This is a genomic window from Tepidibacter sp. Z1-5 (assembly GCF_037844525.1).
Lineage (GTDB): Bacteria > Bacillota > Clostridia > Peptostreptococcales > Peptostreptococcaceae > Tepidibacter_A.
The window spans coordinates 1-22,295 of the sequence record NZ_JBBMMD010000081.1; the positions used below are offsets into that span (position 1 = coordinate 1).

General features: G+C 27.4%; 24 protein-coding genes. 1 reads left to right on the forward strand and 23 read right to left on the reverse strand.

Features of this window, described 5'->3' with window-relative positions; all coding sequences use genetic code 11:
• Nucleotides 1-286 precede the first annotated feature (286 nt).
• Both WJW32_RS14020 and WJW32_RS14025 read right to left on the reverse strand, forming a co-directional pair.
• Nucleotides 287-1,534, reverse strand: a complete 1,248-nt coding sequence (locus WJW32_RS14020; protein WP_340259419.1) for a hypothetical protein — start codon at nucleotides 1,532-1,534, stop codon at nucleotides 287-289.
• 126 nt (nucleotides 1,535-1,660) lie between these two features.
• A complete protein-coding gene (locus WJW32_RS14025) occupies nucleotides 1,661-2,590 on the reverse strand; it encodes a hypothetical protein (RefSeq protein ID WP_340259421.1) in 930 nt (309 codons plus the stop codon).
• A 667-nt stretch (nucleotides 2,591-3,257) separates the two neighbouring features.
• On the opposite strand from WJW32_RS14025, the gene WJW32_RS14030 reads away from it, so the two are divergent.
• Nucleotides 3,258-3,899 (forward strand): lactate utilization protein, encoded by a 642-nt coding sequence (locus tag WJW32_RS14030; RefSeq protein WP_340259423.1) that lies wholly within the window; start codon nucleotides 3,258-3,260, stop codon nucleotides 3,897-3,899.
• A gap of 65 nt (nucleotides 3,900-3,964) precedes the next feature.
• On the opposite strand, the gene WJW32_RS14035 is transcribed toward WJW32_RS14030, so the two are convergent.
• The 21 genes from WJW32_RS14035 to noc all read right to left on the reverse strand — a co-directional run bounded on the left by WJW32_RS14035 (nucleotide 3,965) and on the right by noc (nucleotide 22,220).
• On the reverse strand, nucleotides 3,965-5,248 hold the full coding sequence (locus WJW32_RS14035) for an adenylosuccinate synthase (protein ID WP_340259425.1): 1,284 nt from the start codon (nucleotides 5,246-5,248) through the stop codon (nucleotides 3,965-3,967).
• Between the two features lie 372 nt (nucleotides 5,249-5,620).
• Complete coding sequence (locus tag WJW32_RS14040) at nucleotides 5,621-6,109, reverse strand: ferritin-like domain-containing protein (RefSeq protein WP_340259427.1); 489 nt, start codon at nucleotides 6,107-6,109, stop codon at nucleotides 5,621-5,623.
• A gap of 66 nt (nucleotides 6,110-6,175) precedes the next feature.
• The gene (gene dnaB / locus WJW32_RS14045; RefSeq protein WP_340259429.1) at nucleotides 6,176-7,504 is read right to left on the reverse strand and encodes a replicative DNA helicase; all 1,329 of its coding nucleotides are present in this window, start codon (nucleotides 7,502-7,504) and stop codon (nucleotides 6,176-6,178) included.
• A gap of 18 nt (nucleotides 7,505-7,522) precedes the next feature.
• A complete protein-coding gene (gene rplI / locus WJW32_RS14050; RefSeq protein ID WP_340259431.1) occupies nucleotides 7,523-7,972 on the reverse strand; it encodes a 50S ribosomal protein L9 in 450 nt (149 codons plus the stop codon).
• Between the two features lie 2 nt (nucleotides 7,973-7,974).
• Entirely contained in the window at nucleotides 7,975-9,969 is a 1,995-nt protein-coding gene (locus WJW32_RS14055) for a DHH family phosphoesterase (protein WP_340259433.1), read from the reverse strand.
• 13 nt (nucleotides 9,970-9,982) lie between these two features.
• Nucleotides 9,983-10,912: a YybS family protein gene (locus WJW32_RS14060; RefSeq protein WP_340259435.1), complete on the reverse strand. Its 930-nt coding sequence runs from the start codon at nucleotides 10,910-10,912 to the stop codon at nucleotides 9,983-9,985.
• A gap of 9 nt (nucleotides 10,913-10,921) precedes the next feature.
• Nucleotides 10,922-11,242 (reverse strand): MazG-like family protein, encoded by a 321-nt coding sequence (locus WJW32_RS14065; RefSeq protein WP_340259437.1) that lies wholly within the window; start codon nucleotides 11,240-11,242, stop codon nucleotides 10,922-10,924.
• 92 nt (nucleotides 11,243-11,334) lie between these two features.
• A complete protein-coding gene (gene rpsR, locus WJW32_RS14070) occupies nucleotides 11,335-11,562 on the reverse strand; it encodes a 30S ribosomal protein S18 (RefSeq protein WP_277732244.1) in 228 nt (75 codons plus the stop codon).
• 20 nt (nucleotides 11,563-11,582) lie between these two features.
• Nucleotides 11,583-12,014, reverse strand: a complete 432-nt coding sequence (locus WJW32_RS14075; RefSeq protein WP_340259440.1) for a single-stranded DNA-binding protein — start codon at nucleotides 12,012-12,014, stop codon at nucleotides 11,583-11,585.
• A gap of 24 nt (nucleotides 12,015-12,038) precedes the next feature.
• On the reverse strand, nucleotides 12,039-12,326 hold the full coding sequence (gene rpsF, locus WJW32_RS14080; RefSeq protein ID WP_340259442.1) for a 30S ribosomal protein S6: 288 nt from the start codon (nucleotides 12,324-12,326) through the stop codon (nucleotides 12,039-12,041).
• A gap of 354 nt (nucleotides 12,327-12,680) precedes the next feature.
• Entirely contained in the window at nucleotides 12,681-13,865 is a 1,185-nt protein-coding gene (locus WJW32_RS14085; protein WP_340259444.1) for an aminotransferase-like domain-containing protein, read from the reverse strand.
• A 148-nt stretch (nucleotides 13,866-14,013) separates the two neighbouring features.
• On the reverse strand, nucleotides 14,014-14,211 hold the full coding sequence (locus WJW32_RS14090; protein WP_340259446.1) for a DUF951 domain-containing protein: 198 nt from the start codon (nucleotides 14,209-14,211) through the stop codon (nucleotides 14,014-14,016).
• A 12-nt stretch (nucleotides 14,212-14,223) separates the two neighbouring features.
• Nucleotides 14,224-14,487, reverse strand: coding sequence for a DUF3343 domain-containing protein (locus tag WJW32_RS14095; protein WP_340259448.1), 264 nt, complete (start codon nucleotides 14,485-14,487; stop codon nucleotides 14,224-14,226).
• 36 nt (nucleotides 14,488-14,523) lie between these two features.
• Nucleotides 14,524-15,129 carry a sulfurtransferase-like selenium metabolism protein YedF gene (gene yedF / locus WJW32_RS14100; protein ID WP_340259450.1) on the reverse strand — a complete coding sequence of 202 codons (606 nt, stop codon included), beginning with the start codon at nucleotides 15,127-15,129 and terminating at the stop codon, nucleotides 14,524-14,526.
• Between the two features lie 34 nt (nucleotides 15,130-15,163).
• On the reverse strand, nucleotides 15,164-15,766 hold the full coding sequence (locus tag WJW32_RS14105) for a CvpA family protein (RefSeq protein ID WP_340259452.1): 603 nt from the start codon (nucleotides 15,764-15,766) through the stop codon (nucleotides 15,164-15,166).
• A gap of 12 nt (nucleotides 15,767-15,778) precedes the next feature.
• On the reverse strand, nucleotides 15,779-16,834 hold the full coding sequence (locus tag WJW32_RS14110) for a DUF5711 family protein (protein ID WP_340259454.1): 1,056 nt from the start codon (nucleotides 16,832-16,834) through the stop codon (nucleotides 15,779-15,781).
• Between the two features lie 72 nt (nucleotides 16,835-16,906).
• Nucleotides 16,907-18,208 (reverse strand): helix-turn-helix domain-containing protein, encoded by a 1,302-nt coding sequence (locus WJW32_RS14115; RefSeq protein WP_340259456.1) that lies wholly within the window; start codon nucleotides 18,206-18,208, stop codon nucleotides 16,907-16,909.
• A gap of 322 nt (nucleotides 18,209-18,530) precedes the next feature.
• Nucleotides 18,531-19,676 carry an aminotransferase class V-fold PLP-dependent enzyme gene (locus WJW32_RS14120; protein ID WP_340259458.1) on the reverse strand — a complete coding sequence of 382 codons (1,146 nt, stop codon included), beginning with the start codon at nucleotides 19,674-19,676 and terminating at the stop codon, nucleotides 18,531-18,533.
• An 80-nt stretch (nucleotides 19,677-19,756) separates the two neighbouring features.
• The gene (locus WJW32_RS14125; protein ID WP_340259460.1) at nucleotides 19,757-20,596 is read right to left on the reverse strand and encodes a ParB/RepB/Spo0J family partition protein; all 840 of its coding nucleotides are present in this window, start codon (nucleotides 20,594-20,596) and stop codon (nucleotides 19,757-19,759) included.
• Nucleotides 20,597-21,370: a ParA family protein gene (locus tag WJW32_RS14130; RefSeq protein ID WP_340259462.1), complete on the reverse strand. Its 774-nt coding sequence runs from the start codon at nucleotides 21,368-21,370 to the stop codon at nucleotides 20,597-20,599. It lies immediately after the preceding gene.
• A gap of 61 nt (nucleotides 21,371-21,431) precedes the next feature.
• A complete protein-coding gene (noc, locus tag WJW32_RS14135) occupies nucleotides 21,432-22,220 on the reverse strand; it encodes a nucleoid occlusion protein (protein WP_340259464.1) in 789 nt (262 codons plus the stop codon).
• Between the last annotated feature and the right edge of the window lie 75 nt (nucleotides 22,221-22,295).

Genomic DNA, 22,295 nt, shown 5'->3' on the forward strand with positions numbered 1-22,295 from the left:
CATAGATACTTCTGCCTCCTTAGAACTTTAAGTAGCATTAGTATATTATTTTTTAACGAATGAGGGCAATTAATTTGCTCTAAAATCCTTAGCTTGATGGCTATGTGACGCTACCCCTATATAGTTATGAATACATTTCAGTGCATACAGGAAAAGAGAAAAATAAAAATCATCTTTTTATTTTTCTCTTTAAATTATTAGTTAGTTTCATCCAATGCAACTAAATTGTACTTTTATTGCGTTCATTTTAATCGAAGTTTTATTTGGAAAATACTCAATAGATGATCTATATTAGTTTATTTATTTCATTAGCATACTTATCATATATTTTTTCTTGTTCTTTTACATATTTAAAACTTGTATCAATATATTTAGATTTAAACATATTCTTATACGTATAATCATAAATAAATGTCATATTAAACTTTTCTTTTATACCATAATTTTTTTGTGAAAAATTCTTAAAATCTATAGAAAAATTTTTAATTAATTGATTATAGTCCATAAAATCCTTCTCGAACTGTTGTTGATCGAAGTAACTTACTTCTGAATAAAATCCTATCGTTCCAGGCTCTCTAAAAGTAATATTTGTTTGATTTACACTCATAAAACTAACTGCTTTATCAATTTCATCTCTAAACGAGGGTAATTGATTCAAATACTTCATATCATTTGGTGCTAATGTACCTATTATATCTATGATAGTATCTAGTGATTTATCATACAATAAATTATATGTACCTTCAGCAAACAGAGGTATCTTAAAATCATTTCCTAGTTTAATTTTAGCATCTTCTATAATTTTTACATCTGTGTCTTCATTAAGTAATGATATACATATAATATCATTATCAAACTTTAATGGTCTGTAGATGTTAGATAATCCAATATCTTCTTTTGGATCAACTAAATCTTTTAAATAATTATTGACTAATTCAGGACCCCTAATAATTTTTGCTTTTTTAATATAAAGATATTTATTTACGATATAAGGATAAGTATGATTATCATAAATCACTAATATCGGATTACAAAATTCATCTTTAACTAGTACATTCCCAGTCTTTTCAATATTATCAGGCATATTATTCCTTATAAACCCTGTGAATCGCTCATCGTATAAAAATCCATAACTGATATTATTTATTTCTGGAATTCTTTGAGCAGGAACAATAATTGGATTTCTTTCAAATAGTATCTCTTTTTCTCTAAGTTGGTGTCTAGTGCTTTTATGTTTTAAGTTGAAGTGATCCATTGTTTTCTGATCGCTTGGTCTCCAAACACTGTTTATATAGGTATAAGGTTTGTTAATTTGACCATAGTTAAGGAAAAATCCTTCTACGGATACAGTATCTCCTAAATTTAACTCTTTTTTTAGTACTGAGTCAAAAAAGTCAAACACGTCTATTTCGTTAACTTTATATGATTTTATACTTTTTTTTGCTTCGCGTATTGCGATATCTGCAATAGTAAATATTGATCCCCAAAATCCAATATAGGATGAAATATTATTGTAATCGAACTTAAAGTTCATAAGTTCATTTCCCCCTTTTTTTATTAAATCATCTTCAAATTTCTATAAGATAAAATTTAATATATTAAAAATAAACCTCTATTTATTAATAGTTCCAAATTTAACTTTGATATAAATCACCTAATACTACTTCGTGTGTTTTAATCTAATTTCATGTTCATGTTTATTCCATCCTTTATTCCAATCTTTCTGAATTTGAATGGGACTAATATCAGTTCGAACCATTCCGTTAGTACTATCAGCAATTCCAATTCCCCATGTAACATCAATTAAATTAGGTATATGACAGTTATAAGCATGAGTACACCTTTCAAGCAATACTTTATCATCATCTGAACTTAATAGTTTATATGGATATGATAACGAAAGAATTTGTTCATTTTGTTTTTGAATTTCTTCATTTTCCCAAAAAAGTATTACAAATAATCCCGAATTGAATTTATAAAAATAGGATAATTTTAAACCTTTAATTTCCATTTGTTTTAAATTATCTCTTAACATAACTTGTCCTGTATCATAATTATAATTTAATATAATTGAATTTTCTAAAAAAGTAGGATTTTTAGACCACTGTATTTTTTTATTTCCAAAAACAAATTCGGGTACAGGTGAGGTATTTACACATAACCCCCCAAAAATACTAATACACTTATTTAATTTTTTTTGACTTTTATCAAGTAAAAAATTTATTGATTCTTTATCAAAAATTGATACATCATCATTATGTGATCTTAAATCATTGTATGTATATTTCATAAGAACTTTTAGAAATTCATCGTATTTATATTCAAATTCTAAAGAATCACTAGCATCATATTCATCAATGAAGTATTTACTAATAATATTTTTTGCATATTCGTCTATGTAACTTAATTTAGTATTATTACAATCAGAACAAACATCTTTAATTATAGGATCAGCTTTATAATGTTTTTTTCGAATTTCGTCATAAGTTAAATCACATTCTGGAAATAATTGTAGTACTGAATCTGAGATAATATGTTCTTTTGTTTTATCTTTTTCTTTTTTACAATATGCACAAATTATAATAATCATCTCCCCAAATTAATTATAAAAATAAAATTAATATAAACTACCGTATAACTAAGATTTTTCAATTTACCATTAATAGATATTATAGGGGTTTATAGTTTTAATTCTTAATCCAAATTATACCATAATACTTGTCTAGAATATTTTCTAAACACAAAAAAAACTTCGCATAATACTACATTATCACATAAAATATCAACTATATAACACCTTTATTTGAAAAACTTAATTTACTACCTCTAAAGAACTTCTATAAATATCTCCTTAAGATAAGATTGACTATTCATAATAGAGTTACATTCCACTTAAAGCTTTCTATAAAAATATTAGTGAATGCTTTTAGATATTTTGACTAATATAACTTAGCTTTTATCGTTTAATAATCCGTTAAGAAATTTGCGTATTTGACCTTAGGGAGTTCGTAAATTTTAGGAGTATTAATAAGATAAAAGCTTAGTTATATTCAAAATATCGTTGTATTCGCGGTATTTTTATAGACAGTTTTTTGATTACCTACAAAACAAAAAAACTAAATCTCATTTACACAAAATCTAGGTTCTTATAAGTATTTTAATGCAGTTTATTTTAATAACGTAATATTCTAAAAAGATTAAGAATATTACATAGAAACTAAGTTTTAACAAATAAGGAACTGAAATGGAGGATTAAAATGGATAAAAATATTAACTTTGTTATCGAGAAAAAAGTTGAGAGAACTATTCAAAATTTAGAAAAGAATAATATTAGTGGTTATTTTGTGCAAACTGAAGAAGAAGCTTTGAATAAAATAAAAGAATTAATAAACAAGGGAGACACTGTATCTGTAGGTGGCTCTATGACACTCTTTGAAATCAAAGCTATAGATTTATTAAGAAATGGAAAGTATAATTTCTTTGATAGATATAAAGAAAATCTAACTTCAGAAGAAATTAAAGATATAAATAGAAAAAGCTTTTTTTCTAATGCATTCTTAACAAGCAGTAATGCTATTATAGAAAATGGAGAACTTTATAATGTTGACGGTAGAGGAAGTAGAGTTGCACCTATGATTTATGGTCCTGATAAAGTTATTGTAGTAGTTGGAATTAATAAAATAGTTAGAGATTTAGATGAAGCTATTGTGAGAAATAAAGTATTAGCAGCTCCTGCTAATGCTAAAAGATTAAATAAAAATACAGCTTGTGTTAACGTAGGTCATTGTGTGGATTGTAATAATAAAAGCAGAATCTGCAATAAATATGTAGTTATAAAAAGAGAAATGGTCTTAGGAAGAACTCATGTAATTATAGTAAATAAACAATTAGGATATTAGATTAATAAAAACCTAGATCCCGTATGTACGAAATCTAGGTTTTTTTATATTTTGATTAATATATATTATAATAATTCTTGTCTTATAATAGTTTGAGTTCTCTTAGGTCCAACAGATATTATGCTAGCCTTTACTCCTGTTAAATCTTCTATTCTTTGAATATATTTCTGAGCATTAACAGGAAGTTCTTCAAATGTTGTAGCTGCAGTTATATCTTCATTCCATCCGTCTAACTCTTCGTATATAGGTTCACATTTGTCTATAAGCTCTAATGATGCTGGGAATTCTGTTATAACTCTATCTCCTAATTTATAGCCTGTACATATCTTAACTTTTTCAAACCCAGTTAATACATCTAAAAGCATTAAAGACATAGATGTAAGTCCATTAACTCTAGCTGCGTATCTAACTATTACTGAATCAAACCATCCACATCTTCTAGGTCTTCCAGTAGTCGTTCCAAATTCATTTCCATTCTTTCTTATTTGATCTCCAGTTTCATCAAATAATTCTGTTACAAATGGTCCTTTTCCAACTCTAGTAGTATAAGCTTTTACTATTCCAAGTACATCCTTTACCATGTTTGGTCCTATTCCTGAACCAACGCAGAATCCTCCTGATGTTGGATGAGAAGAAGTTACATACGGGTACGTTCCTAAGTCTAAGTCAAGTAATGTTCCTTGAGCTCCTTCAAATAATACTTTTTTTCCTTCTTTTAAAGCATTGTATAATATTACTGATGTATCATCTACATACTCTTTTATTTTTTCCATATATGATAAATTCTCTTCATATAACTTTTCAAAATCAAATTTTTCGCCACCATATATCTTTTCTATTATTTCATTCTTTTTTTCTACTTGAGCTTTTAATTTTTCTTTAAATATTTCTTTATCTAAAAGATCGCATATTCTTATACCAGATCTTTCTGTTTTATCCATATAACAAGGACCTATTCCTTTTTTAGTAGTTCCTATTTTATTATCTCCTCTTGAGTTTTCTGCTAACTCATCTATTTTTTTGTGATATTCAAATATAACGTGTGCTCTATCACTTATCTTTATATTTTTAGTATCTATATTATCTTTTTTAAGCATTTCTATTTCATCTAAGAATCCCTTAGGATCAAATACTACGCCATTTCCTATTATGTTGATAGTTTTAGGATTTAATATTCCTGAAGGAATTAAATGAAGTGCATATTTTTTGTCTTTAACTACTAATGTATGTCCTGCATTGTTTCCTCCTTGTCCTCTTACTACAACATCTGCTTTTCTTGCTAAATAATCTATTATTTTACCTTTTCCTTCATCTCCCCATTGAGATCCTACTATTGCTACACTTGACATTAAAGACCACCTCTTTATATATAATAACGAACACTTTATTATTTATTTTATCAAATATACGTATTTAAATCAATCTTTTTGATTTTTTTGATTTATATTTAATCCACAACTATTAACAACTTTTCTGTGGATAATGTGGATATGTTTGTTTATATTTTTATTTTCTTTTTTATTAACAACTATATACAGAATTATCCACGTATATTCATATTGATTGATTTTATTTACATTTATCCACAGTATAATAACTTATTATTTCTCAAATAAATATAAATTATTATATTTGTTGATAATTTATACGAAAATTAATGCAAAGCTAAAGCCAATATCTATTGTGGATTAATTCCATAAATATTGGCTTTAAGTTTCGCTTTATATAGCTTTATATATATTTATTAAGTTCTCTAAATGTCCATTTTCTTCTTCAATCAGCTGCTTTAAGTATTTTTTAGTTTGCTCATATTTCGCAACTTTTAATAGATTGCTATAGAAAAGTATTGCATCTTTTTCTGCTTGCATTCCGATTATTAAAGCATCTTTAGAGTCCTTAACATCATTTATTTTATCATTAGTTAATCCTTCAGTGTTAAATATAGCAGTATCACTTATAGCTTTTAGATAAGACGCTGTTTGTTCATCAAATATATAATCATCATCATTTAGATTTTCTTCTTTAGCATATGAATATATTTTTGAGAATAAATTAGCGTGAGATCTTTCTTCTTCTGCTAATAATCTAAATATTTTTTTTATGTCTTCATTTTGTGCATTTTCCATGGCTTGTGTATAGAATCTAAATCCCTCTTCTTCAATATTTCTAGCTACCTTCAATAATTCAAGTTCATTTAAGTATAAGTTCATAATATTACCCCCTATATTTATTATATTAAGTTTATACCCAATTTAAATTATTTTTAAACATATATGTTATGTGTTCCTAGCTAAATTATGAAATTTCTGAAACTCTCCTAGCCAAGCAAGTTCAACTGTTCCAGTTTCACCATGTCTATGCTTTGCAATTATTACTTCACCAATACTTTTCTTTTCAGAATCAGGATGATAGTATTCGTCTCTATAAAGAAACATTACTATATCTGCATCCTGCTCTATTGCTCCAGATTCTCTAAGATCGGAAAGTATAGGTCTATGATCTGCTCTTAATTCAGGTGCACGAGAAAGCTGAGATAAAGCTATTACAGGACAATTTAGCTCTTTAGCGAGAATCTTTAAAGATCTAGATATCTTAGATATCTCCTGTTGTCTACTTTCTCCTTTAGTATCACCTTCCATAAGCTGAAGATAATCTATCATGATAAAATCAAGGTTTTTTTCCATTTTAAGTCTTCTACACTTTGATCTCATCTCCATTACAGTTATGCCAGGGGTATCATCTATATATATATCTGCTTTTGACAAGGCTGCCATGGCTTCTATAAGCTTTGGCCAATCATCTTCATCTAAATTACCAGTCTTTAGCTTATTAAGCTCTACATGAGATTGAGCTGATAACATACGCTGAATCAATTGCTCCTTTGACATCTCAAGGCTAAATACAGCCGCAGATATATTATCCTTCATAGCTGCATTTTGAACTAAATTAAGAGAAAAAGCCGTCTTTCCCATAGCAGGACGGGCAGCTATTAAAACTAAATCAGTTCTTTGCAATCCATTAGTTTTTCTATCAAGATCTATAAATCCAGTTGTAATTCCAGTTATCTTTCCCTTATTTTTATAAAGATCCTCTAAGTTATCATATGCAGTCATAAGAACTTCACTTATAGATTTGAAATTATCGCCTGTTTTTTCTTGGGATATATCAAATATCTTCTTCTGAGCTATTTCAAGAGTGTTATTAACACCCTCTGAATTGTTATATCCTATATCAAGAATATCAGAAGAAGCCTTTATAAGCTTCCTAAGTATAGACTTTTCTTTAACTATATTTGCATAATTTCTAACATTTGATGTAGTTGGTACAACAGTTGATAATTGAGTTAAATAAGTTATTCCACCTGCAATATCAAGAGTATTTCTCTTTTTCATTTCCTCTGTCAATGTTATTATATCTATAGGTTCACTGTTTCTATAAAGGTTCAACACAGCTTCATAAATTTCTTTATGAGCTTCTTTATAAAAATCATCTGGTTTTATAACCTCAGAAACTGATACAACAGCATCTTTATCGAGCAATATAGACCCCAAAATAGACTGTTCAGCATCTATGCTATGAGGAGGAATCCTTCCTGCTTGATCCATTTTGACCCCTCCTAAAAATTAATTTTTTTCTTTTACATCTACTCTAATCTTAGTAACTACCTTAGGGTGTATTTTCATTTCAACAAATCTAGATCCTAAACACTTTATAGGTTCTTCTAATAATACTTTTCTCTTATCTACTTCTATTTTATGCTTTTTCTTTAATTCAGTAGCTATATCCTTTGAAGTTATAGATCCAAATAATCTGCCACCTTCTCCAGACTTAGAATATAAAGTTAAAACAAGCTCTTCCATCTTTTCTCCTAATTGCTTAGCCTCTTCGTATTCTTTGTCAGCCTTTATCTGTTTAGCTGTGTTTTGTTCATTTAGGACCTTCATATTTCCTGTAGTTGCTTCTTTAGCTAATTTTCTTGGGAATAAGTAATTTCTTGCATATCCATCACTAGCATTAATTACTTCTCCTTTTTTACCTGTACCTTTTATATCCTTTAATAAAATAACCTTCATATTTACTCCTCCTTTAAATATTCTAATATTAATTCTTTTAATATTTTAACTGTATCTTCAATAGAAATATCCTTAAGCTGAGCTCCTGCAACATCTATATGTCCGCCTCCACCTAATTTTTCCATGAATATATGTACATTTATATCACCTAATGATCTTGCACTTATGAATACTGTATCATCCTTACCTTTTCCCAATACGAAAGAAGCTCTTATTCCTTTTATATTCAAAAGTTCATCTGCACCCTGAGCTGATACTAATTTAGAATTTTCAATACCATCTTCACAAACAGAAATAGCTATAATATCATCTATTATATAAGCATTTTTTATTATTTGAGCCTTAGCTACGAAATTATCCAAATCTCCTTGAAACAATTTCTTTACAGATATTGTATCTGCTCCTAGCTTTCTAAGCATAGCAGCCGCTTCAAATGTTCTAACTCCAGTCTTAAAAGTAAAATTCTTAGTATCTAAAGTTATTCCAGCAAGCAAAGCATCTGCTCCTAGATTATCTATACTCATTTTACTATCTATATACTGTATAAGCTCTGTAACCATCTCGCATGTAGATGATGCATACGTTTCATGATACATTAAAACAGCATTATCTATAAACTCTACACCTCTTCTATGATGATCTACAACAGCTATTTTTTCAGATATCTTAAGTAGTTCTTCACATTCAGTAAAATTAGGTCTATGAGTATCAACAACTACAACCAAGCTATTTCTTTTACAGTTCTTTATAGCATCCTCTCTTGATATGAATACACCATTGTAATTATCATCTTCCTTAAGCCTTTCCATAAATAAATCTATAGAAGAATTAGATGATTGAATAACTATATTTGCATCTTTATTTAACAATTTACATATATTATATATACCAATACCAGCCCCTATAGCATCGAGATCCGGATATTTATGACCCATAATGTATATATCATCTGCTTCAAGTATCAATTCCTTTAAAGCATAAGCTATAAGTCTTGCTCTAACCTTATTCTTTTTTTCTACAGCCTTTGATTTTCCACCGTAGAATATAGACTTATCTTTTCTTTTTATAACAGCCTGATCTCCACCTCTCCCAAGTGCTAAATCAAGAGCACTAATGGCATACTTAAGATTTTGTTCATGAGTATCACCCATAGAACCTATACCTATACTAAGAGTTAGAGGTAGCGTGTTTCCATAATCTATATCCCTTATTTCATCTAATATAGTGAACTTATCTTGTTCTAACTCTCTAAGTTGCTTAGAATCTATTATCAAAGTATATTTATCTTTGCTGTTTCTTCTTAAAGCTCCATTTAAGCTTATAGCCCAAGTATTTAACTTTCTCTCTAATTCAGCATTAATAAGAGGTCTAACATCTAAATTTGCACTTTCTAAAACCTCATCATATCCATCTATTTGAACTAATGCTATAACTGATTTTTCATCTTCATATTTATTAAATAGTTTAACATATTCGGTTTTATCTAACCAATACATAACTATCACATATTTAATCTCTTTATTTTTTTTAATCTTCACTATATTATACACCACAGTGTATTTTTTATTATTAAAATCAACTTCAGTATAAAGTTCTTTTGTTTCATTTAATTTTTTTCTCAAGCTTAAATTAGGCATAATCTCTTTTATATTTTTATGAAATATATTTTCTTTATTTACTATATTATAAAATTTCTTATTATACCAACTTATACTTTCATCAAATTCCAGAACACATACAGGAATAGGTAATTTAAGTATAGTTTGCTTTATTGTATCATCAATTTCAAGAGATAATTCCTCCATAGTTTGAATCCATTCTCTCTTCTTTTTATATTTAAGAGTAAAATTGTAATATATTAAATAAATCAATAATATAAAAGAAATTCCTCCTAAGTAAAAATTATAATAAAGTATTATAAAGCTCATCAAAAATATACTTATTATGTTTATATTAAATTCTTGAGATTTAAATTTCAAATATAGCTTATCTTTCATAAGCCCCTCCCAATTACCTTCTTATCTTTCTAAAATTCATTACCGAATCCAACATACCTATTATAGTTATAATAAAAACTATAGGTCTTATAATAAAAGATATTATTAGCAAAAATCCTTTAGCTCCCTTTTTTATATTTATTTTATCTAAGAAATAGCTATAAACACAAGCTCCCTGAATCAAAAATAAAGTAAGTATAACCATTTCTAAATTCATAACTATAGACTCATAGTATATTCCGTCTATATATTTTATGAGCAAAGTAGCTACATATATGAAAACTATTCCAAGAGGTATATTTCCCGGCAAAGAAAAATCTTTTGTTTCAGGTAATAAATATTCATCTTTTTTTATTCTTCTCAATATACATATTGATACATAATAATTAATAAATGAAATAACTATAGATGGTATAACAACTAACATACTAGGAAGATATATAGAAAAATATTCTAATAAATTATTTACTTCTTTTTCATCCATTTTAATACCCAAAGTGTTTATCATATCTTTTTGAACATTCATAGATTTAATCAATATATCATTAAAATCCTTGACTATATCTATATTAAACATAATTATAGACACCTTAATATATAACATCATCATAAATATAAAAAATAAGCTTCCAAGGGCTATATTTTGAAAAGAATTCTCATTTTTATAAATGTTATATCCTATAACTATAGACGGAATAAATACCAAAGCAAATACAAGTGCAGATATAGGATTAGTAGTCATCATCAAAATTATTAACGATATGAACGAACTCATAATCGAATATCTTATTCCACACCTAGCTGCTATTATCGTATATGGTATTCCATTAAACATAAAAAACATACTAAAAAACGGAATATACGTAGATGCTAAAGCAAATATGATTCCTATACATGACAGTATAGAGGCTTCCGTCAATTTTTTACTATTATTAATTTGCATAAAAAACTATCACTCCCTAAGCTTTACATGTTCTTTAAGGTTGCTCAAATCGCCATACCACTTTTCAACCTTATGATCATCATTTATAGCTCTTACTATTTTTTCTTTTATTTTTTTATCTATATTCGAAAAGCTAAAGCCTAACCTTTTTCCAAGTAAATAAGTAACCATTATTATATTAGCTAGAATATCTTGAATAGTTTCATCTGTATAACTAGCTCCTTTTAGCATAATTTCATATAAAGCTGATACGCTACTTAAAATCTCTGTTTTTAACCATTCTATTATCTTTATATTTTTAGTTACGTCAAGATCTCTATCTATTTTCAAGTATATCCCCCCTTAATATACAATTATATCATATATATTAAAACTTAATTCATATATAAATTAAAAAAACGAGCCATAAGGCTCGTCTCTTATTAATCTATTGTGTATGGTAAAAGTGCTATATTTCTAGCTCTTTTAATAGCTACAGTTAATTCTCTTTGATGCTTAGCACAGATTCCAGAAATTCTTCTTGGTAATATTTTACCTCTTTCTGTAACGTACTTGCTTAATTTTCCTGTATTTTTGTAATCTATTTTAACGTTTTTGTCAGCGCAGAAAGAACAAACCTTTTTTCTACGACGTCTTTTTTTATTCATCATAATAGTTTCCCTCCTTCTCTCTAGAATGGAATATCATCATCATCTAATGCCTGGAATCCTCCTGTATCTAGACCTACAGGTTCAAAACTTTTTTCAAATCCAGTATTTGAAGGAGCTTGATTTTCAGATCTACCTTTAGATTCTAAAAACTCTACTCTTTCTGCGACAACTTCTGTCACATACCTTCTGTCTCCATTTTGAGTTTCATAAGATCTAGTTTGAAGTGAACCTTTAATTGAAACTAATCTTCCTTTAGCAAGATAGTTTGCACAGTTCTCTCCTGGTTTTCCCCAGACTACGATATTGAAGAAATCAGCTTCCCTTTTTCCTTCTTTATTTACATAAGATCTATTTACAGCTATCGAAAAGGTGGCAACAGGCTTACCTGTTCCTGCAATGTACCTAAGTTCGGGGTCTTTAGTCAACCTACCCACCAATACAACACAATTCATAAAAACACCACCTTATATTAATTACTAAGCTTCCATATTTACGATCATGTGTCTTATTGCATCTTCGCTAATCTTTAAGTTTCTTTCGATTTCCTTTGGAACATCAATTCCAGCAGTGAAGTTAACTAATACATAGTATCCTTCAGTAAGCTTTTGTATAGGGTATGCTAATTTCTTATTACCCCAAACATCTACCTTATCTACTTGTCCGTTCTCAGATTCAATTATGTTATTAATTTTATCTTGTATCTTTTGCTTAGCCTCATCTTCTATGTTAGACTTTAATACATAAATTAATTCATATTTTTTCATTACAATTCACCTCCCTTTGGACTTAGACGGCTCTAATTCTTATTAGAGCAGAGAAATGAGATTAATCTCACATCTTTCAAATTCTATCATCTTTTTTTATAAAAGTCAACTACCTGTACAAAAAAAGTCTTTATTTAACATGTTTAAATGTAGAATTTTTGAAATTCATAACGGTATCCCTTGCTCAAAAACAGTTGATCCTGTATTTTTAATTTCGACGTATATTAATACTAGTTTATGTCAATTATATTAGTAAATAACCCCACAATTTAATATTTTTCATCCCAATCTCCCCCCTTATGAAGTGCATTTATTGCACAAAAAAGAGTGGCTAATTAGCCACTCTTTTCAATATTATACGAATTCTCTTAATACTTTTCCAAGTCTCTTTATTCCATCAACTATTCTTTCATCTGTCATGTTAGAGTAGTTTAATCTAAATGTATTTTCTTTTCCTCCATTAGGGAAGAAAGATCCTCCTGGAACGAAAGCTACATTGTTCTCTAAACATTTAGCCATTACATCTTTAGCATCTATTTCTTTTGGAAGCTCTACCCAAGTAAATAATCCACCCTCTGGGTAAGTGAACTTTAATACTTCTGGGAATTCAGCTTTCATAGTATTTAACATTAAATCTCTACGAACTCTGTAAACATCTTTAATTTTTTCTACGTGAGCATCTAAATCATATAATTCCATAAATTTAGCAACTTCTCTTTGTCCTATTGTAGAAGTTTGTAAGTCTGCACTTTGTTTTATCATTATGTATTTTTCTAATATTTCCTTTTCAGCACATACCCAACCAATTCTGAATCCTGGACAGAATATCTTAGAGAAACTTCCAAGGAATATTATTAATCCTTTTTCATCCATAGACTTTAATGAAGGTAATATTTCTCCTTCAAATCTTAATTCTCCATATGGGTTATCTTCTAATACTGGTATTTCGAATTTATTTACTATTTCCATGAACTTTTTACGTCTTTCTAAAGGCCAAGTTCTACCTGTTGGGTTTTGGAAATCTGGAATTACATACATCATTTTAATATTTTCAGTTGTTTCAAGTATCTTTTCAAGCTCTTCCATTATCATTCCATTTTCATCAGTTGGAACTTCTATGAATTTAGGTCCATATGCTTTAAATGCATTTAATGCTCCTAAGTAAGAAGGACTTTCACATAAAACAACATCATCTTCATTTAAGAATATCTTTCCTGAGAAATCTAATCCTTGTTGAGAACCACTTGTTATTAATATTTCATCAGCACTAACTTTAGTATTGAATTTTTCATTCATTCTATTTGCAATTACTTCTCTTAATGGTCCGAATCCTTCTGTCGCAGCATATTGTAACGCTTGTTGTCCACCTTCTTCAAGAACTTTAACAGCAACATTTTTCATTTCTTCAACTGGGAATAATTCTGGTGCTGGAAGTCCTCCTGCAAAAGATATTATTTCTGGTTTTTCTGTTAACTTTAATAATTCACGAATTTCAGAAGCTTTAAGATTATCCATACGATCAGCAAATTTTACAGCCATTTAAAAAACACCTCCAAAGATTATAAATACAGAGGAAAACTTTTTCCTGTATTTACTTGAAATTAATTATATCATCTTTATAATTGTTTGCCTACTTATAAAGAAAATGGCAGAATATTCAAACCCATTATATTTGTTAATTTTTTTTCTATATTTCGTCAGATTCTTTTATCAATTTCTTTATTCTTCTTTCAAGTTCTGCTCGTTCTATCCACAATTGTTTATTGCATTTTTCGCACTTTATCCTAAAATCCATTCCGCATCTCATTATTTCAAATATATTTCCTCCACAAGGATGATTTTTTTTAAGTACTACTTTATCTCCTATTTCTATTTTTATAGGCATTAAAACTCCCCCCTAATATAACTTAGTTAATTCCTTGTTACCGCCTTCTATTTTTTTTATATTAAATACCCCGTAGTAGTCTATTCTCATATCATCTATGTTGTTTTTAATAATATCTATTTTATCTTTTGAAAACATTATAGATAGTCCACAGCTAGAAGTTATTTCTCTTGGCGTAGGTATTGTTTTTATATTTAATTCTAATTCTTTTAATCTTTTTTCAAATCTTATAGCATGATGAGTTGAATTAAAGCTTATTATATATATATCGTGCATTTTATTTCTCCTTTTGCTCTTTTATTATGTTTTATACTATATAGATATAGTATTACTAGACTTTCTAAGTCTCTCTACAATGTCATACATGTTAGAAATTTGTCCAACTTTTAACATGTTTTTTAGATTTAAATAATCTAAGCATGTCCCACAAGACAATATTTCTACCCCTTCTTCTTCTAATAATTTTAAATTATCTATAGTATTTTCATTTTGTGTAGTTAATTTAACCGCCGAATTAACAAATATTATCGATTTTGGATACGGAGTTGTCTGTGATAATGTATATATAAAACCATTAATAAGAATTTCTCCTAATTCATCCGATCCTCTTCCCATTACATTTGATGATATAAATACAACTGTACTATCATCCACTTCTTGCTTTTGAATAATTTCTTCTTGTATTGATTGTATTTCTTCAAGCTCACCCTTTGTAATTTCTATATAATAAATATTTTCTTTTTGATTTATTTTCGATTCACATTTCATCGAATTCACTAGTTTTAATACATTTTCTTTTGCTATTTCATTGTCTACTATAGTAACTACTATTCCGTCCTTAATATTATCTAATTCTTTTTTAGTTTTTATAACTGGAAGCGGACAATTAAGCCCTCTTGCATCTACTTCTATTCTCATAAATACCTCCTATATAAATCAGTTTTAGTAACTATTATAACATACTCCATCCCTTGTAATTATTGAATATTTCAATAAAATCATTGAAATATTTAAACAAAAAGTTATACATATACAAGTATTTAAGCAAGAATGAATTATTCAAATCTGCTATAACCTGTTGTTTTTCAAATATAATTAGAAATGGATGGATTAAAGTAAGTATTATTAATAAAATCAAGAATCCTTTTAATCCTCCAAATAGAAAACCTATGCTTTTATTTAAAATATTAAGTGCTGGGAATTTGAATATACTATCTATAAAACTTATTCCAATCTCTAGCACTGCATTAATTATAGCAAACATGATAATAATGACTATTACTTGTATTAATATCTTACTTGTTGATTGAACTAAAGCATCATTTTTCATTATATTAATTAGTATCTTATTTATAACTGTGCTTAAAGACCTATATATATTCTCATTATGAATTATATAATCCATTACAGTTGGGTACCACATTTTGCATATAAATATTGATATAAAATATTTCACTAGATTGAATAATGATTTTATAAATCCCAAATGAAATCCTTTCACAGCGAATAAACCTATAAATATTATTATTATAAAGTCTATGTAATTCAAATTCATGAACTCACCACCTTAATCTATATTTAAGAATTTAATATATCCTCTAAAAATGACTATAACACTGTTGTCATATATTGTAAACATATCGAGTATGTCTTTTGTAAAGTCCTTTTTTTCTTTATTTTCAGGAAGATATATACTTCTATCAGAATATAATATATTTTGATTTCCTATATTTTTAATTCCTTTTATATTTTTTATATCATACTGTTTGTTTTTTTCTTTTCCATACTTATCAATATATGTGATATTTTTATTAGAATCTATAACTACTATTTCATCATCTATAATATTTATGTATTGTATTTCTTCATCTAAATTTATTTTTTTAGCTTTTTCATCACTCAAGTTTTTAATTTCTATATACTTTGGATCAACTAAAATCAGTTTGTCGTCTAAGAACATAGTTTTTACAAACACTTTATTTTCTATATTATAAGAAAAAATCAATTCTCCTTTTTTATTATAGTAAAATATATTGTTATAAAGTCTATCATCTTTGATGCTAATTCCACTTATTACAAAGTTGCTAGTGTTTTTATCTACTTCTACTAAATTTATTGTTATTTGAGGTATCGATATATCTTGAATCTCTTCTCCTTTATAATTATAAAGTTTAGCACCTTCAACATCTACATCAGTTGTATAGTGAATTAAAAAATCGTTATTATATAGAGCTTTCACCATTAAAGCATTTTCTTTTAGATTTAATTTTTTGGTCAAAGATCCTTTTTTATCTATTATATACACTTCTTTCTTTATTTTATCCAATAAGTATATATTTGAATTATTAGTATCTATACTATAACTTTCTATTCTTATATTTAAATCGAATTCTTTTTGAGCTTCATTATCTATATATTTTAAAGATTTCCCATCATACATTAAAAATCCATCTCTATATTTTATAAATGAAGTATCACTTGAATATCCATATGGTATTTCTTTTATTTCCTCTATACTAACTTTAGAGTTATTTATTTTGTTTTCAATAATATTTATGGTTTTTGGATTTAAAAATATTATTATTAATATAATTGAAATTATTATAATCTTATTCTTCTTCATATAAATCATTCCTTCTAAGTTTCTTTTGTACCTAATATAATAATACAAAAAATAGACTCTTTGCAAAAGAGTCTATTTTTCTATTATATCTAATTCTTTATATATATTTATACCCTTTGTATAATATTCTAATTCTCTTTCTTTAGATATATTAGAATATGTTTGAGCAAGCTCTATATATAAATCAGCTAATTCTTTTTTGCTTCCTATTTCTTCTATTATATATGAACATTTCTTTAAATGTTCTATAGCTATATTTAAATCACCTTGTTTTTTATATATTTTTGCATAATATTTTAAAGCTCTATATTCTAATTTTTTATTTTTCATTTTTATAGCTATGGATAATGATTTTTTAGAATATTTTTTAGCATTTTCGAAATCATTAATTTCTATTAATACTTTTATATATTCAAACAATATTTTCATCAGTTCTTTATCTTCATACTCTCTTTTTGTTATGTAAGCTTTTTTTACACATTCAAGAGCATCTTCATATTTGCCTATTTTTCTATATATTCTAGACATAGTTATTTGTATTTTTGCATATTCATTCTTCTTGTCTTCTTCTTCATATATCTGTAATGCCTTATTTAAGTAAACTTTAGATTCATCCCATCTTCCCATATCTAAAAGATTACTTCCTATTAAAAATAGGCTATTTGCTTTTTGCTTTATATTTTTTTCTTTTTCTTCTATCTCATGTATCTTTTTAGCGTATAATAAAGATTTTTCATTGTTCTCAAGTCTTATATAGCAAAATGACTTATGTGTGTATATTTCCTTTTGTAGTTCATTATTATCTATATCATGCTCTAGAAAAAGGTTTTCCCCTTGTATGAATTTGTCTAATGCTACCTTTATAAATCCTTCCTCTAGATATATTTTTCCTAATTGTATATAACATTGTACAACTTTTTCATAATTAGCAGTTTTAACATTTAATACTAAACTTCTCTCAAAGTTGTCTATAGCTAATTCATATTGCTTTTCATCAAAATAAACTACACCTAATAAATATTTTGCCTTACCATAAGTATCATATAATTTATATTCCTTAGATATATCTATTACATTACATATTTCTTTTTTAGCAGTTTCTATATCCTGAGATTTTATATATATCTCACTCTTTGTCAATAAGTTGTTGCTTATTTTTTTAGCCTGCATATCTTTGCTTTCTAATAAATAATCTATACTCACGTCTAACTTCTCTACAAAATATTCTAAAAGATCTTGACTCGGGTATGACTTATCCCTCTCTATATGACTTATCTGAGCAGCAGTTATTCTATTTCCTGCTAATTCTTTAAGTGTTAAGTTCTTCTCTTTCCTAAGCTTTTTAATTTTTTCTCCTAAGCTAAGTATTTCCATATATATTCCTCCACAACAAATTATTATGATAACTTACAATTTTAATACTCCTTATTCTCTATAGGATAATACCAATTGTATAGTATTCCATTTTTGTGTAATCTTATCTCAATTCAATTATAACTTAATATTTGATTAAAATATAGTGTTTTATAATTATATTTAATAATATTTTAAAATTTACCTTATTTTATTATATACTTTATTTAAAAAACAATCTTAATAGTATATATTAAAAAAAATAAAGGTTATTAAAATACTTAACGCATACGTAGTATTTTAATAACCTTTATTTTGGATTAAATAAATGGATTTTACTGTTTTACTTTATTTCATCAACTATACTTTTTAAAGCCTTAACAGCCTTATCTATATCTTCTTTAGTATTGAAGTATCCTATGCTAAATCTAACTGTTCCTTGTTCTAATGTGTTCATTGTTTTATGAGCTAATGGAGCACAGTGAAGTCCTGATCTTGTAGCTATATCAAACACAGAATCTAATATAAAACTCACCTCAGATGAATCTTGATTGCCTATATTTATAGATATTACAGATGCTTGTTTCTTTGCATCTTTAGTTCCATATACTTTTATTATAGGTATTAAGCTAAGTTCATTTAAAAAATACTGAGTTAATTCTTCCTCATGCTTTCTTATATTATCAATTCCCTCTTCTAATATAAATTCTATTCCTGCATTAAGTCCAGCTATACCTGGAGTATTAGGAGTTCCTGATTCATACTTATCTGGAACTATATTAGGCTGAGTTAACTCCTCTGATTTACTTCCAGTTCCGCCCTCTTTTAACTGATTAAGATTTATTCCTTCTCTTATATATAACATACCTGTTCCTTGAGGTCCTAATAATCCTTTATGTCCAGGTAGTGCAAGCATATCTATATTCATATTTTTAACATCTATATTGTAAACTCCTGCTGTTTGAGAAGCATCTACAAGATATGCTATATTCATTTCCCTGGCAATTTTGCCTACTTCTTGTATGTCTATTAATGTTCCACATACATTAGATGCATGTGTTGTTACTATAAGCTTTGTATTTTCTTTTATAGCCTTTTTTATATCATTTACATCTAATTCTCCATACTCATTGCAATTTACAATAGTATTAGTAACTCCTATTTTTTCTAAAGTCTTTATAGGTCTTATTACGGAATTATGCTCCATACTTGTTGTTACTATATGATCTCCTTCATTTACTAATCCTTTTATTGCAAGATTTAGTGAATCTGTTGCATTATTTGTAAATACTATGTTCATAGGATTATCTATATTAAACAACTTACATATATTTTCTCTTGTCTCGTATATTGTTCTGCCCGCTTCTAAAGCTAGTTTATGTCCTGCTCTTCCAGGATTTGCTCCATAATTTTTCATACAGTTTAAAACTTCTTCATATACTTTATCTGGTTTTGGAAAAGTTGTTGCAGCATTATCTAAATATATCATATGAGACCTCCTAATGTTGGCTTTATCAGAAAGCTAAAAATTCAGTTGTAGTAAAAACTACATCTGAATTAAGTTTCGCTTTATAATATTTGTTCTAATATTGATTCAAGTTCTTCATCACTATAATACTCTATTTCTATTTTTCCTTTTTTCTTCCCTTTTAATATGTTAACCTTTGTTCCAAATATATTTCTCAATTTATCCTCTATATTTACTATAAAAGGATCTTTATTGATTTTTTTATTTCTTATTTCTTTTTTATCTGTCATATTCTTAGATAGATTTTCGACTTCTCTAACAGATAAGGTTTCCTTTATTATTCTAAGTGCTATTTCATATTGAATATTTTTATTTTCTATTCTAAGAAGAGCCTTTCCATGACCTGGAGTTATCTGCCCTTCTTCTATTAAATTGATAACTCTATCATCTAAGTTCAAAAGCCTTAAAGTATTAGTTATATGAGGTCTACTTTTACCTACTGCCTCTGATATTTCTTCTTGAGTTACCTTATAATTCTCTATAAGACTTTTATATGCTATAGCTTCTTCTATTGCATTTAAATCTTCTCTTTGCAAGTTTTCTATTAAAGCTATTTCCATTATATCTTTAATCGGCAAGTCCTTTACAACTGCTGGCATTTCTTTTAAATTTGCCATCTTCGCAGCTCTAAATCTTCTCTCACCTGCTATTATCATATATCCATCTTCTTCTTTTTTTACTACGATGGGCTGAAGTATTCCATAGTTTTTTATGGATTCAGATAATACACTTAGTTTTTCCTGATCGAATATCTTTCTAGGTTGTTCTTTATTAGGATAAATTTCATTTATCCTTAAATTTATTATTTCTTTGTCAGATGAAACTGTATTATTATTTGGTATCAATGCACTTAGTCCTTTTCCTAATCTATTTTTAGCCATCTATATCACATCCTCTTCTAAGTCTATAAATTCTTCAGCAAGTTCTATATATGCTAAAGAACCTTTACACTTTGAATCATAATATACAACTGGCTTTCCGTGGCTCGGTGCTTCAGCTAGTCTAACATTTCTTGGAACAATAGTTGTATAAACACTTCCCTTAAAGAATTTTTTAACTTCCTCAACTACTTGAATAGATAGATTAGCTCTTCCATCAAACATACTTAGAACTACTCCTTGAATTTCAAGATTTGGATTTAGATTTTCTTTAACCAAAGATATCGTCTGCATTAATTGGCTAACGCCCTCTAGTGCATAATATTCACATTGTATAGGTATTAATACACTATCTACTGCTACAAGAGAATTTATTGTCAACATTCCAAGAGAAGGCGGACAATCTACGAATATATAATCGTAATTATCTCTAACTGAATCTAGCACATTTTTTAATATAAACTCTCTGTTTTCTATTCCTGTAAGCTCTATTTCAGCTCCAGCAAGTTCTGTTGAAGATGATAATATACTTATATTATCAAATTCTGTATCTATTATAGTATCTTTTATATCTTTCTCTCCTAATAAAACATCATATATAGTAAAATCAAGCTCATTTTTATCTATTCCAAATCCACTAGTTGTATTTCCTTGAGGGTCTAAATCTATTACCAGTGTTTTTTTTCCTAACTTTCCTATACATGCGCTTAGATTTACATTTGTGGTTGTCTTACCCACTCCCCCTTTTTGATTAAACACAGCAATTATCTTCCCCACTGTAATTCCCCCTTTAATCCCTTGCAAGTTTGAAAAAAAAGATTACCGTATAACAGTAATCTTAAGCTTTAGGAATTTTAACTACAATTTCGATATGATCTCCCTTATCATTTTCTTTATACTTAGCCTTTATTCCTGTATCCACGATGGCATTATACGCATTCTTTAATGTATTTAAGTATATCTTAAAATTAAGAGCTGATTTTATAGTCTGTCTTTTTTCTGGTTCTTTAGGTGTAGCAAGATCCTCTAGTATATCTTTTATTAGTTTCTCTGCCTTCTTAACAGTTAACTCATTCTTAATTATTGTATCTAAAACTCGATTTTTATAATCATCATCTGGCAGTTTAAGAAGAGCTCTAGCATGTCTTTCAGTCAATCCATTTTCAATAAGCTTTGTCTTTATATCATCAGATAATCTAAGTATTCTAAGCTTATTAGCAATAGTTGATTGATTTTTTCCAACACTTTGTGCCAGCTCTTGCTGAGTAAAGTTATGATCTTTTATAAGGTTTTCATATCCCAAAGCTTCTTCTATGAAATTTAAATCTTCTCTTTGTAAATTTTCAATAAGTGCAAGTACTGCAGAAGATTGATCCGATAAATTATTTATTATAGCTGGCATATACTTAAGTCCTGCTTTTTTAGAAGCTCTAAGTCTTCTCTCTCCTGCTACTAATTCGTACATACTATCACTTATTTTTCTAACTGTAATAGGTTGAAGTATTCCAAAACTCTTTATAGATTCACTTAATTCATTCAATGCAGCCTCTGAAAAAACTCTTCTTGGCTGATATGGATTTGGAATTATAGTATCTATAGGTATTTCCATAACTTTTTTATCTTCCATAATATCCCTCTCTCTAGAAGAAATATGATAAAATTTGTTTAAAATTTTATTTATCCAAGTAATACTTTCTCCAAA

What these genes read in the sequence shown, in the direction of transcription:
- WJW32_RS14030 (WP_340259423.1), top strand. Translation starts at nt 3,258, where the DNA reads ATGGATAAAAATATTAACTTTGTTATCGAGAAAAAAGTTGAGAGAACT.
- WJW32_RS14125 (WP_340259460.1), bottom strand. Translation starts at nt 20,596, where the DNA reads ATGGCTAAAAATAGATTAGGAAAAGGACTAAGTGCATTGATACCAAAT.
- rplI (WP_340259431.1), bottom strand. Translation starts at nt 7,972, where the DNA reads ATGAAGGTTATTTTATTAAAGGATATAAAAGGTACAGGTAAAAAAGGA.
- WJW32_RS14035 (WP_340259425.1), bottom strand. Translation starts at nt 5,248, where the DNA reads ATGTCAAGTGTAGCAATAGTAGGATCTCAATGGGGAGATGAAGGAAAA.
- dnaB (WP_340259429.1), bottom strand. Translation starts at nt 7,504, where the DNA reads ATGGATCAAGCAGGAAGGATTCCTCCTCATAGCATAGATGCTGAACAG.
- WJW32_RS14055 (WP_340259433.1), bottom strand. Translation starts at nt 9,969, where the DNA reads ATGAAAGATAAGCTATATTTGAAATTTAAATCTCAAGAATTTAATATA.
- WJW32_RS14120 (WP_340259458.1), bottom strand. Translation starts at nt 19,676, where the DNA reads ATGATATATTTAGATAATGCTGCAACAACTTTTCCAAAACCAGATAAA.
- WJW32_RS14025 (WP_340259421.1), bottom strand. Translation starts at nt 2,590, where the DNA reads ATGATTATTATAATTTGTGCATATTGTAAAAAAGAAAAAGATAAAACA.
- rpsR (WP_277732244.1), bottom strand. Translation starts at nt 11,562, where the DNA reads ATGATGAATAAAAAAAGACGTCGTAGAAAAAAGGTTTGTTCTTTCTGC.
- WJW32_RS14105 (WP_340259452.1), bottom strand. Translation starts at nt 15,766, where the DNA reads ATGAATTTGAATTACATAGACTTTATAATAATAATATTTATAGGTTTA.
- WJW32_RS14110 (WP_340259454.1), bottom strand. Translation starts at nt 16,834, where the DNA reads ATGAAGAAGAATAAGATTATAATAATTTCAATTATATTAATAATAATA.
- WJW32_RS14040 (WP_340259427.1), bottom strand. Translation starts at nt 6,109, where the DNA reads ATGAACTTATACTTAAATGAACTTGAATTATTGAAGGTAGCTAGAAAT.
- WJW32_RS14090 (WP_340259446.1), bottom strand. Translation starts at nt 14,211, where the DNA reads ATGCCTATAAAAATAGAAATAGGAGATAAAGTAGTACTTAAAAAAAAT.
- WJW32_RS14085 (WP_340259444.1), bottom strand. Translation starts at nt 13,865, where the DNA reads ATGGCTGTAAAATTTGCTGATCGTATGGATAATCTTAAAGCTTCTGAA.
- WJW32_RS14095 (WP_340259448.1), bottom strand. Translation starts at nt 14,487, where the DNA reads ATGCACGATATATATATAATAAGCTTTAATTCAACTCATCATGCTATA.
- WJW32_RS14075 (WP_340259440.1), bottom strand. Translation starts at nt 12,014, where the DNA reads ATGAATTGTGTTGTATTGGTGGGTAGGTTGACTAAAGACCCCGAACTT.
- WJW32_RS14115 (WP_340259456.1), bottom strand. Translation starts at nt 18,208, where the DNA reads ATGGAAATACTTAGCTTAGGAGAAAAAATTAAAAAGCTTAGGAAAGAG.
- WJW32_RS14020 (WP_340259419.1), bottom strand. Translation starts at nt 1,534, where the DNA reads ATGAACTTTAAGTTCGATTACAATAATATTTCATCCTATATTGGATTT.
- yedF (WP_340259450.1), bottom strand. Translation starts at nt 15,129, where the DNA reads ATGAGAATAGAAGTAGATGCAAGAGGGCTTAATTGTCCGCTTCCAGTT.
- noc (WP_340259464.1), bottom strand. Translation starts at nt 22,220, where the DNA reads ATGGAAGATAAAAAAGTTATGGAAATACCTATAGATACTATAATTCCA.
- WJW32_RS14060 (WP_340259435.1), bottom strand. Translation starts at nt 10,912, where the DNA reads ATGCAAATTAATAATAGTAAAAAATTGACGGAAGCCTCTATACTGTCA.
- rpsF (WP_340259442.1), bottom strand. Translation starts at nt 12,326, where the DNA reads ATGAAAAAATATGAATTAATTTATGTATTAAAGTCTAACATAGAAGAT.